Origin of the sequence: Herbidospora daliensis, assembly GCF_001570585.1 — a bacterium.
In the GTDB taxonomy this organism is placed as follows: domain Bacteria; phylum Actinomycetota; class Actinomycetes; order Streptosporangiales; family Streptosporangiaceae; genus Herbidospora; species Herbidospora daliensis.
Genome location: NZ_BBXF01000005.1, coordinates 591,261 through 602,677 on the forward strand (window position 1 = coordinate 591,261; position 11,417 = coordinate 602,677).

General features: G+C 71.7%; 16 protein-coding genes. 3 read left to right on the top strand and 13 right to left on the bottom strand.

What is annotated here, in order from left to right:
* Window positions 1–30 precede the first annotated feature (30 nt).
* The 5 genes from AW274_RS25910 to AW274_RS25930 form a co-directional block, all read right to left on the bottom strand.
* On the bottom strand, window positions 31–240 hold the full coding sequence (locus tag AW274_RS25910; protein ID WP_157520724.1) for a hypothetical protein: 210 nt from the start codon (window positions 238–240) through the stop codon (window positions 31–33).
* Between the two features lie 138 nt (window positions 241–378).
* Window positions 379–693, bottom strand: coding sequence for a P-loop NTPase family protein (locus AW274_RS25915; RefSeq protein ID WP_062437140.1), 315 nt, complete (start codon window positions 691–693; stop codon window positions 379–381).
* Between the two features lie 98 nt (window positions 694–791).
* Window positions 792–2,258, bottom strand: a complete 1,467-nt coding sequence (locus AW274_RS25920; protein ID WP_083974801.1) for a non-reducing end alpha-L-arabinofuranosidase family hydrolase — start codon at window positions 2,256–2,258, stop codon at window positions 792–794.
* 190 nt (window positions 2,259–2,448) lie between these two features.
* Complete coding sequence (locus tag AW274_RS25925) at window positions 2,449–3,282, bottom strand: esterase/lipase family protein (RefSeq protein ID WP_062437143.1); 834 nt, start codon at window positions 3,280–3,282, stop codon at window positions 2,449–2,451.
* 82 nt (window positions 3,283–3,364) lie between these two features.
* A complete protein-coding gene (locus tag AW274_RS25930; protein WP_062437145.1) occupies window positions 3,365–3,850 on the bottom strand; it encodes a pyridoxamine 5'-phosphate oxidase family protein in 486 nt (161 codons plus the stop codon).
* A 358-nt stretch (window positions 3,851–4,208) separates the two neighbouring features.
* Here AW274_RS25930 and AW274_RS25935 point away from each other — a divergent pair, with 358 nt between their 5' ends.
* Entirely contained in the window at window positions 4,209–5,066 is an 858-nt protein-coding gene (locus tag AW274_RS25935) for an SAM-dependent methyltransferase (RefSeq protein WP_062437147.1), read from the top strand.
* Here the strand turns inward: AW274_RS25935 and AW274_RS25940 are convergent.
* The 3 genes from AW274_RS25940 to AW274_RS25950 all read right to left on the bottom strand — a co-directional run bounded on the left by AW274_RS25940 (window position 5,056) and on the right by AW274_RS25950 (window position 7,039).
* On the bottom strand, window positions 5,056–6,273 hold the full coding sequence (locus AW274_RS25940) for an RNA polymerase sigma factor (protein ID WP_083974803.1): 1,218 nt from the start codon (window positions 6,271–6,273) through the stop codon (window positions 5,056–5,058). The two genes, AW274_RS25935 and AW274_RS25940, sit on opposite strands and share 11 nt — an antisense overlap.
* Window positions 6,273–6,647 (bottom strand): YciI family protein, encoded by a 375-nt coding sequence (locus tag AW274_RS25945; RefSeq protein ID WP_062437149.1) that lies wholly within the window; start codon window positions 6,645–6,647, stop codon window positions 6,273–6,275. Before AW274_RS25945 ends, AW274_RS25940 begins: the two co-directional genes overlap by 1 nt.
* A gap of 62 nt (window positions 6,648–6,709) precedes the next feature.
* On the bottom strand, window positions 6,710–7,039 hold the full coding sequence (locus tag AW274_RS25950; RefSeq protein WP_062437152.1) for a VOC family protein: 330 nt from the start codon (window positions 7,037–7,039) through the stop codon (window positions 6,710–6,712).
* Here AW274_RS25950 and AW274_RS25955 point away from each other — a divergent pair.
* Window positions 7,038–7,304, top strand: a complete 267-nt coding sequence (locus AW274_RS25955) for a response regulator transcription factor (RefSeq protein ID WP_083974805.1) — start codon at window positions 7,038–7,040, stop codon at window positions 7,302–7,304. The two genes, AW274_RS25950 and AW274_RS25955, sit on opposite strands and share 2 nt — an antisense overlap.
* Here the strand turns inward: AW274_RS25955 and AW274_RS25960 are convergent.
* The 3 genes from AW274_RS25960 to AW274_RS25970 are packed head-to-tail and all read right to left on the bottom strand — an operon-like array spanning window position 7,295 to window position 9,726.
* Entirely contained in the window at window positions 7,295–7,861 is a 567-nt protein-coding gene (locus AW274_RS25960) for a TetR/AcrR family transcriptional regulator (protein ID WP_062437153.1), read from the bottom strand. The genes AW274_RS25955 and AW274_RS25960 overlap by 10 nt on opposite strands.
* Window positions 7,858–8,727 (bottom strand): SDR family NAD(P)-dependent oxidoreductase, encoded by an 870-nt coding sequence (locus AW274_RS25965; RefSeq protein ID WP_062437155.1) that lies wholly within the window; start codon window positions 8,725–8,727, stop codon window positions 7,858–7,860. Before AW274_RS25965 ends, AW274_RS25960 begins: the two co-directional genes overlap by 4 nt.
* A gap of 27 nt (window positions 8,728–8,754) precedes the next feature.
* A complete protein-coding gene (locus AW274_RS25970) occupies window positions 8,755–9,726 on the bottom strand; it encodes a GlxA family transcriptional regulator (RefSeq protein ID WP_062437156.1) in 972 nt (323 codons plus the stop codon).
* Window positions 9,727–9,817: 91 nt separating this feature from the next.
* Here AW274_RS25970 and AW274_RS25975 point away from each other — a divergent pair, with 91 nt between their 5' ends.
* Window positions 9,818–10,456: an HD domain-containing protein gene (locus tag AW274_RS25975; RefSeq protein WP_062437157.1), complete on the top strand. Its 639-nt coding sequence runs from the start codon at window positions 9,818–9,820 to the stop codon at window positions 10,454–10,456.
* A 10-nt stretch (window positions 10,457–10,466) separates the two neighbouring features.
* Here the strand turns inward: AW274_RS25975 and AW274_RS25980 are convergent, their stop codons facing one another.
* Complete coding sequence (locus AW274_RS25980) at window positions 10,467–11,138, bottom strand: polysaccharide deacetylase family protein (RefSeq protein ID WP_062437158.1); 672 nt, start codon at window positions 11,136–11,138, stop codon at window positions 10,467–10,469.
* A gap of 1 nt (window position 11,139) precedes the next feature.
* Window positions 11,140–11,415, bottom strand: a complete 276-nt coding sequence (locus tag AW274_RS25985) for a hypothetical protein (protein ID WP_062437159.1) — start codon at window positions 11,413–11,415, stop codon at window positions 11,140–11,142.
* Window positions 11,416–11,417 lie beyond the last annotated feature (2 nt).

Sequence of the window (11,417 nt, forward strand, 5' to 3'; positions counted from 1 at the left end):
GGAGGTCATGGCATGAAATCACATGATCGTTTACTCGTCGAGATCGGCGCAGTGGGCGAACAGGTCCGCCCCACGGGAGACGACCGGCGTCCGGGCGTGTTTCGCGGCGGCCCGGACGTCGGCGGGAGTCCCGCAGCAGCCCTCGCCGTCGCGCCCCCCGTAAGTGTCGAGCACCACGTCGGCCCGGTCGAGGGCGTCGCCGGGCAACCCGGCGATCCGGTCGTGGACGACGTCGCGCACCGACGACGACACCCCGTCGCCGAGCCCGCCGTGGCCCAGACGAGCTCCCGGACGAAAAACACGTTCCCGGGGGTGCGGGCCTGCACAGCCGCGACGACCTCGGGGCCGGGCTCCTCGCGGATCAGCTCGGCCAAATCGTCAAGGTCGAAGGGGCGCAGCCGGGCGGTGGTCCTGCGAGCGGCTCGCCGACGCCGGCGTCCTGGCCGGCTCGGAGCCGGGCGTCGGGGCGCGGTCGCGCAGCGCGCCGACGACCACCACGCCGCGCGGCAGCCACGCGGTGAGATGGCGGAACAGTTCAAGCGAGGCGACGTCGGCCCACTGGAGGTCGTCGACGACGAGCGCGACCACCTGCTCGAACAGGCGGAACCGGGTGCCGCAGGCGAGCAGCCGGGTCTTGCCCACCCCGGGCCGCTGCTCCTGGCGCGCCGCCCGGATCGGATCGCGGAACGTCACGGTGCCCAGGATTCCAGGATCGGCTGGGAAGAGACAGCCGTCGTACCGGCGGAGGTCCGTCCCAGCCGAACCCCCGCCGGTACGGGCGGGTCGTGCCGTCAGCGCTGGAGGGTCAGCAGGCCCGGCCGGTAGGGAAGCAGGCCGTAGTCGACGCCGTTGGAGCTGGGGCTGCGGCCCTGGTAGAGGAGCTGCAGGTTGCAGGGGTCGACCGTCATGGTCTGGTCGGCGTTGGTGCGCAGGAGCTCACCGTGGCTGATGTCGTTGGTCCAGGTGGCGCCGCTGTTGGCCTTGCCCGCGAACGGGTTCGACTCGGAGGTGGCGTTCGGGGTCCACGAGCCGCCCAGGCTGGTGGCGGTGAACGACCGGAAGTAGCGGCCCTGGGAGCCGATCGCCTCGACGATCATCAGGTAGCGCTGCTGGCCGGCCAGCTTGTAGACCTGGACCGCCTCGAACAGGTTGTTCGTGCTGTCGGTCATGATCGTCGTGTAGTTGGAGCCGAAGCTGCCCGGGAAGTTGCCGATCGGCATGCTGGCCCGGTAGATCCGGCCGTTGTCACCGGCGAAGAACAGGTACATGTTCTGGCTGTCGCCGATCAGCGCCTGGTCGATCGGGCCGGTGCCCGAGTTGGAGATGCTGCCCGAGAACAGCGTCTGCGGCGACGACCAGCCGTTGGCGTTGGTCGGGTTGGTGGAGGTCCGGTAGGAGAACGCCGGGCCGCCCCACTGGTAGGCCAGCACCCAGATGTTGCGCGGCTGGAAGTAGAACAACGACGGGGCGACGGTGCCCGAGTTCATCTGGTTCTGGCTGGCCGAGCCCATCTGCGAGTAGTTGGTGAACAGGCCGAAGTTCATCGAGCCCCAGCTGGTGCCGAAGTCGTGCGTGGTGGCGTACACGAGCTGCTGCCCGTTGTAGGGCGCGACGGTGAAGTCCTTCAGCGACACCCAGCCCGAACGCGGCTGCGCCAGCGCGCCGGTCGAGGTCCACCGGTAGCTCGACGGCAGGTTGCACGTCGGCGAGGGTGAGGGGGTCGGGCTCGGGGACGGCGTCGGCGTGGGGCTGGGCGTGGGGGTCGGGCTCGGCGTGGGGGTCGGCGTCGGGGTGCCGGGGTTGCCCGTGCAGGCGACGCCGTTCAGGGAGAACGCGGTCGGCGAGTCGTTGCCGCTGCTGAACGAGCCGTTGAAGCCGAAGGCGGTGCTGCCGCCCGACGGGATCGCCGCGTTGTAGCTCATGTTGGTGGCGGTCACCGTCGAACCCGACTGCGAGGGCGTGGCGTTCCACATCTGGCTGATCTGCTGGCCGGAGCCGAAGGTCCAGGTCAGCTGCCAGCCGCTGACCGCGTCGCCCAGGTTGTTTATGGTGACGTTGGCGCCGAAGCCGCCGGGCCACGACGAGGTGACGACGTAGTCGACCCGGCAGGCGACGGCGGCCTGGGCGGGCTGCGTGGCCACCAGTCCGGCCGTGCTCAGCAGGATCGGGAGGGAGATGATCGCGAGGCGGCGGCGCACGGCCGATCGGGACGACGCCGTCGGTGCGGCAGCGGTCCGCGTTCGCCAGGGCAGGCGCATGGGGGTGCTCCTCATTGCTCTCTGATAGCGTTAACAAATGCTCGACCGCACCGGAGGGACGGCAGTGCGCGGAGCTAATACGAGGCGGCCGAGTCGCGTCAAGGCGCACCCTTGGGGGCCGATTCGGGGCCGTCCGCCTCGGCGGGGCCCCTCTTCTGCTCTTACGGGCGCGCCGCGCGGTCGTACAAGATCACGCTTGTGCTGAAACGTTCACCAGGTCGAGTTCACCGAGCACGATCTGGTGCACCACCGGGTCGTAGTTGACGGCCGCGTGCCCGCTGAAGTCGAGCGGGGCACGGTCCTGGAGCAGGATGTTCCTGACCGCGTCGCCGGTGAGGAAACTCGACGTGTACGGCGTGACGACGTTGTCGTACCGCGTCGCGATCACCGTGTAGTTCACGCCCGGCACGGTGTCGCCGCCGTCGTTCAGCGCCCGCATGAAGTCGGAGCCGACCATCTGCTGCTGGCAGGCCCGGCAGACCACCGCGATGGCCGGGCTGAGCCCGAGCAGCCGGGCGAAGGTGACCAGCCCGTTGGAGTCGGTGCCGTGGTTCGACGGCGTGATCCCGATCAGCCGGTTCACCTTGGCCGCGCCGTTCAGGAACTTCAGGTAGTAGCGCGGCATCATGCCGCCCTGCGAGTGCCCGACGATGTCCACCTTCGCCGCCCCGGTCGCGGTCAGCACCTGGTCGACGAAGTCGGACAACTGCTGAGCCGCCTGCGGGATGTCGCCGAGCCCATGGATCGGCCCCGGCCCGTAGTTGAGCGCGAAGACGCAGTGGCCGGCCAGCTTCAGCTTCGGCGAGAGCGTCGCCCAGTTGCCCGCCATGTTCTCGAACGTGCCGTGCACCAGCACCACCGGACGCGGCCGCGACGGCGAGGGCTTGCAGCTCCAGATGTTGGCGCCCAGGGGAGAGATGTCGGCGGCGGCGGGCGTGGCGGTCAGCCCGACGCCGGCGGTGATGGACAGGGCCGTCGCGGCGGCCCACACGGAGACACGGCGGGCGCCCTTGATGATCGTCATGCCCTCATTGCGGCCCCTGACCTGGGGAAATCCGAGCAGCCCCGCCGTACCGGAAGATCATTTTACTTGGGCGGGGCGGACCCTACCCGGCGCGGGTGACGCGGAGCCGCGTGTCGGTGACGTTGTCGAACCGCGCGTCGCCGCCCCGGATCAGGACGAAGTGCGCCCGCACGTCGGCGCGGTAGGCCACCAGAGCGCCCGACGGCGCGAGGTCGCCGCCCGCGAGTTCCTTTCCCTTCGGCAGACGGGCGTTGAGCGCCGCCACGGCGGCGGCCGGATCGTCGGCGGGGCTGGCGGTCGCCTCCAGGTAGAGCGCCTCGGCGCGTCCGACGGGCGCGTGGGAGTCGAAGACGGTGACGGCGACCTCGGAGCGTTCGGCGAGGTTGCGGGAGTGCCTGCTGTCGGGGGACGACACCCAGAACAGCCGGTTCTCGTCGAAGGCGGCGAAGAAGACGGGGGTCGCCCAGGGGCGGCCCTGACCGTCGGCGGTGGCGAGGACGAGGTAGCGGGACTCGGCGAGCAGCCGGGGAACGGCCTCCCACATCGCCGCCTGGAGGGGATGCGTCATGGCTCCTCATGGTGCCCGGCGGCAGGCCGAAGATGCGGCGAAAAGCCATGAAAGGTTCAGAACGGTCAGTCATGGCGTCGCCGACGGCCCGGACGTGTCGTTGACATTCGCGCCGACCGCTGCTTACCGTTACCACGAAATCAGAGTGTTAACGATAACAGCACGTCGAAGACGGGAAGCCGACAATCGGGCCGATCGTCGGATAAGCGAAAAATGCAGGACGTATGTCCTATGGAAAGTCCGTCGACCGTTTCTTCCCGGTGATCGCAACCATAAATTGATCGACGATCGGATCGAAGCCTCACTGAACCGGGTACCGTTTGTGAGCGTTAACACGAAACGACTGAGGGAGAAAGAAATGGCCGGTTTCCCCAACGGTCCCCGAGCCGAATCCGCAGGTGACGCTCCGCCGATCACCCGGATCGACCCGTCGATCCCTCACCCCGCCCGCATCTACGACTATCTCCTCGGCGGCAAGGACCACTTCGCCTCCGACCGCGAGGCGGGCGAGCAGCTCATGAAACTGTCGCCGGGCACCCGCGAGGGCGTGCGCGCCCACCGCGCCTTCCTCAGCCGGGCCGTGCGTCATCTCGCCGTGGACGCCGGCATCACCCAGTTCCTCGACATCGGCACCGGCATCCCCACCCAGGGCAACACCCATGAGATCGCCCAGGCGGCCAACCCCGCCGCCAGGGTGGTGTACGTCGACAACGACCCGATCGTCCTGGTCCACGGCCGGGCCCTGCTGACCAGCAGCGAAGAGGGCATGACCACGGTCATCGAAGCCGACCTGCGCGACCCCGACCACATCCTGTCGCACCCCCAGGTGAAGGAGGTGCTCGACTTCTCCCGGCCGGTCGGCCTCATCATGGCCGGCGTGCTGCACTTCGTCACCGACGCCGACAAGCCGCTCGAGTGCGTCGAGCGCTACAAGGCGGCCGTGCCGTCGGGCAGCCACCTGCTGCTCTCGCACATCACCCTCGACTTCGCGCCGCAGGTGGAGGAGGACGAGTTCACCAAGCCCTACGACAAGGGCCCCGCCTCGATGGTCCCCCGTACCCTCGCCCAGGTGACCGGCTTCTTCGACGGCTGGACGCTGGTGCCTCCGGGCGTCTCCGAGGTCGTCACCTGGCGCCCCGACGAGAACGAGTACCACTCCCCCATCCCCGGCGGCGGCCACGCCTGGGCCTACGGCGGCGTGGCCGTCAAACCCTGAGGGCCGCCGCCTTGGCGCGCAGCACGTCGCGTTCGCGCTGGTTGGCGCACAGCCGGGCGGCCGATTCGAGTTCGGCGCGGGCTTCCGGGAAGCGGCCCAAGCGGGTCAGCAGTTCGCCGCGCACGGTCGGCACCAGGTGCGAACCGGGGAGCCGGTCGGCGGCGAGCAGGGCGTCCACGATGCGCAGGGCCTCGGCCGGACCGGCGGTCATGGCCACCGCGACGGCCCGGTTGAGGTCGACCAGGGGCGAGGGCGCGACGCGGCCGAGGGCCTCGTAGAGCAGCACGATCCGGTCCCAGTCGGTCGCCTCCGCTGAGGGGGCCGACGCGTGCACGGCGGCGATGGCGGCTTGCACCGCGTAGGGGCCGAGACCGTGCCCGGAAGCCCGGGTCAGGGCGGCCAGCCCTCGGTGGATCGCCGCCGGGTCCCACAGGCGGCGGTCCTGGTCGGCGAGGAGGATGGGGCTGCCGTCTGGTGCGGTGCGGGCCGGGAAACGCGCCGCCGTCAGTTCGCACAGCGCCAGCAGTCCGTGCACCTCCGGCTCGCCGGGCTGCAACCCCGCCAAAACGCGGATCAGCCGGATCGCCTCAAACGCGAGGTCGGGGCGGAGCAGCCGATCCCCGGACGTCGCCGTCGACCCCTCGGTGAAGATCACGTAGAGGACGCCGAGCACGCCGCCCAGCCGTTCCCGCCGTTCGTCCGGCGGCGGCAATTCGAACGGCACCCCGGCCGCCGCGATCGTCTTCTTCGCGCGGGTGATGCGGGCCTGCACCGTCGGCACCGGCACCAGGAACGCGCGGGCGATCTCCTCGCTCGACAGGCCGCCGACCACGCGCAGCGTCAGGGCCACCCGGGCCTCGCGGGAGAGCACCGGATGGCAGCTGACGAACATCAGCGAAAGGACGTCGTCGTCGATGGCGTCGGGGTCGTGTTCCGGCTCGGCCGGATCATCGGCCGCCAGCAGGGCGTAGCGGTCGTGGAGGGCGGCCCGGCGGCGGATCGTGTCGATCGCGCGCCGCCGGGCCGTCGCCATCAGCCAGCCGGCCGGGTTGGCCGGAGACGCGCGCGGCCACGACGTCAGCGCCTCGGCGACCGCCTCCTGGGCGGCGTCCTCGGCCAGGCCGAAGTCGCCGGTGAAGCGGGTCAGCGCGGCGACGATCCGGGGAGACGCGCTCCGCCAGACCGCCTCGACGTCGGCCGCGCCCATCAGGCCTGGCCGCCCTGCGGGACCTCGTCCTCTTCCGCCACCCGGCGGACCTCGATCTTCGAGCCGCGGACCGCCGGCATGCGCGTCGCCCACTCGACCGCCTCCTGCCGCGTGGCGACGTCGAGCAGGAAGTAGCCGCCGAACAGCTCCCTCGTCTCGCCGTAGGGGCCGTCGGTGACGACCGGGGTCTCGCCGCCGAAGTCGACGACGACGCCGCGCGCCGGATCGTCCAGGCCCTCGGCCGCCAGGAGCACCCCGGCCTTCATCATGTCCTCGATGAACCGGCCGGTCGCGGCCATCGCCTCGTCGATCGAGGCCATCATGGCCGCGTTCGACTCGTCGGTGCCCCGCATGATCAGCATGTATCTCGGCATCGTTCTCTCCTCATCCCGTGAGTCCGCACCCTCATGTCGAACGGGCGGGCCGGGGATCGACGTCAGGCCCCGCCGATTCCGATCTCGTTGCCGTCGGGGTCGTGGTAGGTCGCCTTGCGGACGCCGTTGTCGTAGGTCTCCTGTTTGACAGGCTCGACGCCGCGCGCGGAGATCGCCGCGACGCGGGCGTCGAAGTCGTCGACGAAGAGGGTCTGCAGGGCGTGGCCCGCGCGGTCGGGGAGGAGCTCGACGTAGAGGTAGCGGTGCTCGGCGAGCTCCCAGACGGCCTCGACGTCGTTGGGGAAGAACGCCGGCGGGGTGCCCAGGAGACGTTCGTACCACTCCAGGGCCCGCTGGTAGTCGGTGACGGGAACGCCCGCGAAGAGATCCATGCGGCCCACTCTAGGAGCGCGCCGCACCCAGATCATGGGCGCCGCCCACCGCATGGAGACGCCGGCCGCCCTCACCGCGCGGGAACGCGACGTGCCGGCCCTGATGGCGGAGGGCCGGTCGAACACCGCCATCGCGGGCGCGCTGTTCCTGTCGTACGGCTCGGTGGAGAAGCACGTCAGCCAGATCTTCGCCAAGCTCGGCCTGCCGCCGTCGGACCACGACCACCGCCGGGTCCTGGCGGTCCTGCGCCATCTTCAGGTCTGAACACCGTCGAGCAGGATGGCGAGGTAGCGGCGGGCGGTGTCGATGCGGTCGGCCGGGGCGCCGCCCCGGACCGCCACCGCGTGGGCGATCCCGCACATCAGCGGCACCACGTCGACGGCCGCGAGGTCGGCGCGTACGACCCCGGCGGCGTGGGCGCGGGCGAGCAGGGCGGTGCCGACCGTCGTGAGCGAGCGCTTGAGTTCCGTGGTGCGCGGCAGGGTGTCGGTGGCCGTCGAGGCGACCGGGGGCAGGGCGGCGTCGGTGACCTGCGCCTCGACGACGCGCAGCAGGAAACCCTCCAGCGCCCGCCACGGGTCGGGTTCGGCGAGGGCCTGCTCGCCACAGGCGGCCAGGTCTTCGAGGCAGGGTGCGGCGACGGTCTCCAGCAGCGCCTCGGGGGTGGCGAAGTGGCGGTAGACGGTGGCGACCCCGACGCCGGCCCGGTGGGCGACGTCGTTCAGCTGCAGCGTGACGCCCTGGTCGACCAGGGCGCGGGCGGTGGCGACGATCCGTTCCCAGTTGCGGGCGGCGTCCTTGCGCAGGGGTGCGGCCGTCATACGGGCGCGTGGGTCCGGCTGAGCAGGTCGACGGCCTGGGCGACGCGGGGGTCGGTCGCGGCGCGGATCGGGGTGACCGGGCGGGCGTCGGGGCCGATGACGAGGCCGGTCCGGCCGGTCAGCGCGGGGTCGGTGGCGGCGGTGATCGAAGGGCGGGCCGCACTGGACGCCGGGCCCGAGGTGCTGCGGGCGAAGACGCGGCGGACCAGCGGCCAGAGCAGCCGCAGGGGCGGCGAGACGATCTTCGGGTCGGTCATGGTGCCGTCGGTCATGTCGGTCGCGGCGCCTCCCGGGTCGGCGGCGAAGACCGAGACGCCGGTGCCGTCGAGCCGTCTGGCCAGGTCGAGGGTGTAGGCCAGGTTGGCGAGCTTGGCGCGGCCGTACCAGTGGAAGCCGTAGTAGCCGCCCGGCGGTTCGACGGCGTCGAAACGCCGTTTGGCGGAGCGGACCGCGCCCGAGGTGACGTTCACGATCCGGCTCGGCGCCCCGGCGGTGAGGACCGGCAGCAGCAGCTCGGTCAGCAGGTAGGGCGACAGGTGGTTGACCACGAACGACGCCTCGACGCCGTCGAGGTCGGCGCGGTCGGCGTACATGGCCCCGACGTTGTTGACCAGCACCGTCAGCGGCTCCCCCGACGCGGCGACGTCGCGGGCCAGCGCGCGGACCTGGTCGAGGGAGCCGAGGTCGGCCTGCCGGAACCGCGCCGGGTGGGCCGGCCGGGTGGCGTCGATCTGGCCGACCGCGCGGGCGCCCCGGCCGGGGTCGCGCCCGACCACGGTGACCGCGAACCCGGCGGCGGCCAGGCCCAGGGCGGTCTCCAGGCCGATGCCTCCGGTGCCGGCCGTGACCAGAGCCGTCTTCGTCATGCGCCCTCCACTCAATAAGCGGATAACTCATCCGTTTAGCTGAACGGTACCACCCGTCGTGGTGGTGAAGCGCTGGCGGTAGGCGGTGGGCGTGATGCCGAGGTGGCGGTCGAAGACGCGGCGCAGGGTCTCGTCGCTGCCGAGGCCGCTGTCGCGGGCCGCGACGGTGACGCTGTGCCCGTCGAGGAGCAGCCGCTGGGCGTGTTCCAGCCGGACCCGCTCGACCCAGCGGCCGGGAGTGGTGCCCAGTTCGGTGTGGAACAGCCGGGTCAGGTGGCGGGTGCTGACGGCCGCCGCGGCGGCCATGGCGGGCAGGCCGTGATCCCCCGCCGGGTCGGCCAGCACCGAGTCGATCAGCACCCGCAGGACGTCGTTGCGGGCGGGCGGCGTGGCCGCCGACGTGAACTGCGACTGCCCGCCGGGCCGCCGCAGGAAGACGACCAGCTCCCGGGCGATGCGGCGGGCCGTCTCGGCCCCGTGGTCGTCTTCCACGAGGGCCAGGGTCAGGTCGATGCCCGCGCTGATGCCCGCCGAGGTGATGAACCGGCCGTCCCTGACGTGGATCGCGTCGGGCTCGACGCGCACCCGGGGATGGCGGCGGGCGAGGGCGTCGGCGTGCCGCCAGTGGGTGGCGGCCCGGCGTCCGTCGAGCAGGCCGAGTTCGGCCAGCACGAACGCGCCCGTGCAGACCGAGGCGACCCGGGCGGCCCCGGCGGCCACCGTGCGGGCGGTCGCCAGCAGGCCGGCGTCCAGGGGCCGCTCGGCCAGCAGGTCGCCGCCGGACACGATCGCGGTGTCGACCGGCCCGGCCTCGGCGGCCGTCACGACGCCGCTCAGCGGCAGGCCGGTCGAGGTGGTGACCTGGCCGCCGGAGGCGGAGATCAGGACCAGCTCGTAGGGGTGCCCGGCCTGGCCGGCCTGGTGCAGGACCTCGGCGGGGCCGCTGACGTCGAGCATGGTCACCCCGTCGAAGACCACGAATCCGACCCGGTGCGTCATGTCTGAATCTGTGGTTCGTCTGTCAGAAAGGACATGGCCCCAGTCTAGGCGGCGGGGAGAGGCTGGAGTCGTACCGAGAAAGGAGAAGATCATGAGCGAGACCATCGCGGGGGTCCGGATCCCCGACAGCCCTCTCGCGCGGGCGGCGACCGAACTGGTCAGGGAGGCGGCGTCGCCGCTGCTGTTCGACCACTCCCGGCGGGTGTTCCTGTGGGGGTCGCTGCGCGGGCGCGACCAGGGCCTGCCCTTCGACCCCGAGCTCCTGTACGTCGGCGCGATGTTCCACGATCTCGGGCTGACCGACCGGTTCCGCCGCAAGGACCAGCGGTTCGAGATCGACGGCGCCGACGAGGCGCGGCGGTTCCTGGCCGCCCACGGGATCGCCGGCCCCGAGGCCGATCTGGTGTGGACGGCCATCGCCCTGCACACCACCCCGGAGATCCCGCTGCACATGGCGCCCGAGATCGCGCTGGTCACCCGTGGGGTGGAGCTCGACGTGCTGGGCCTCGGCTACGACGCCGTCACCGGCGACCAGCGCGCGGCCGTGGTGGCGGCCCATCCCCGGCCCGATTTCAAGAGGCGCATCCTGGCCGCCTTCACCGACGGGATCAGGGACCGGCCCGAGACGACGTTCGGCAACGTCAAGGCCGACGTGCTGGCCCGCTTCGTGCCCGGCTTCGTCCGCGGCGACTTCGTCGAGGTCGTCGAGGACTCGGCCTGGCCCGAATAGCGTCCGCCGCCTAGGCGATGCGCTGGATCATCGTGTTGCTGATCTGGTAGCGGTAGCCCGCGTCGAGCACCGCCCGGTCCTGGAAGCCGCTGGTGCCGAACGGAGTGCCGTACAGGTAGACGTTGGCGACCGCCTCCTGGCCGGTCACCTCCTGGATGCGGCGGCGCGGCTCGACCAGTTCGCGCTCGACGTCGGCGGCCGTGGTGATGGCGCCGATCGGCGAGTGGCTGCCGGTGTGCGGGACCACGACGTGGCGCTGCCCGAGCTCGGCGACCTCGTCCCAGGTCAGGGCCAGGCGGTCGTAGGAGAGCTCCTCCTCGACCAGGTCGATGTCGTGGGCGTCGGCGAAGGCGCGCTGCTCGGCGGGCGGGCAGTCGACGAACCGGGTGATGATCGGGAACCAGGCCGTGAGGCCGAGGTCGTCGCAGATGGGGGCGGCGACCGTGTGGTTGTTGCGGTAGCCCTCGTAGAAGACGGGGATGAAGCCGGGCCGGTCGAGGCCCCACTCGCCGGTGGCGTAGAAGCGGTCGAGGTCGGCCACGGTGACGCACGCGAACGCCTTCGCGTAGGCGGCGAGCTCCTCGCGGAGCTGGGCGGCGGTCGACGACGGGGTGTTGTGGTAGTTGACGACCCGCAGGTAGCGGCCCTCTTCGAGGGCGGTGCGGTGGTCGGCGAATCCCATGTCAGTCCTCGGTGGGGAAGAAGTGGACGCGGGCCACGACGGTGATGACCGACGCCAGCGCGGCGAGGTCGTCGTCGGCCGCTTCGGGGCGCACCGCCGTGGCGTAGCGGCCGGTCAGGTCGGCCAGGGCGGGCCCCTCGGCGCGGTCGGCGGCCGGCCGCGCCGGGCCGCGCAGGTCCTCCAGCGCGAGGAACATCGGGATGCCCTCCCGCTCCAGGGCGCGCCGCTCGTTCTCGGCGAGGATCGCCCCGGGGTCGGGATGCGGGGTGAGGCTCATGT

Bases quoted from the DNA above. Each gene is read 5' to 3' on its own strand.
- AW274_RS25950 (WP_062437152.1), bottom strand. From the start codon at position 7,039: ATGGATCTCTTCGCGGGCGTTCCCGTCACCGACTACCAGCGGGCCCTG.
- AW274_RS25940 (WP_083974803.1), bottom strand. From the start codon at position 6,273: ATGGGCGCGGCCGACGTCGAGGCGGTCTGGCGGAGCGCGTCTCCCCGG.
- AW274_RS25975 (WP_062437157.1), top strand. From the start codon at position 9,818: ATGAGCGAGACCATCGCGGGGGTCCGGATCCCCGACAGCCCTCTCGCG.
- AW274_RS25970 (WP_062437156.1), bottom strand. From the start codon at position 9,726: ATGACGCACCGGGTCGGATTCGTGGTCTTCGACGGGGTGACCATGCTC.
- AW274_RS25960 (WP_062437153.1), bottom strand. From the start codon at position 7,861: ATGACGGCCGCACCCCTGCGCAAGGACGCCGCCCGCAACTGGGAACGG.
- AW274_RS25945 (WP_062437149.1), bottom strand. From the start codon at position 6,647: ATGCCGAGATACATGCTGATCATGCGGGGCACCGACGAGTCGAACGCG.
- AW274_RS25955 (WP_083974805.1), top strand. From the start codon at position 7,038: ATGCGGCCCACTCTAGGAGCGCGCCGCACCCAGATCATGGGCGCCGCC.
- AW274_RS25985 (WP_062437159.1), bottom strand. From the start codon at position 11,415: ATGAGCCTCACCCCGCATCCCGACCCCGGGGCGATCCTCGCCGAGAAC.
- AW274_RS25930 (WP_062437145.1), bottom strand. From the start codon at position 3,850: ATGACGCATCCCCTCCAGGCGGCGATGTGGGAGGCCGTTCCCCGGCTG.
- AW274_RS25920 (WP_083974801.1), bottom strand. From the start codon at position 2,258: ATGCGCCTGCCCTGGCGAACGCGGACCGCTGCCGCACCGACGGCGTCG.
- AW274_RS25935 (WP_062437147.1), top strand. From the start codon at position 4,209: ATGGCCGGTTTCCCCAACGGTCCCCGAGCCGAATCCGCAGGTGACGCT.
- AW274_RS25925 (WP_062437143.1), bottom strand. From the start codon at position 3,282: ATGACGATCATCAAGGGCGCCCGCCGTGTCTCCGTGTGGGCCGCCGCG.
- AW274_RS25965 (WP_062437155.1), bottom strand. From the start codon at position 8,727: ATGACGAAGACGGCTCTGGTCACGGCCGGCACCGGAGGCATCGGCCTG.
- AW274_RS25980 (WP_062437158.1), bottom strand. From the start codon at position 11,138: ATGGGATTCGCCGACCACCGCACCGCCCTCGAAGAGGGCCGCTACCTG.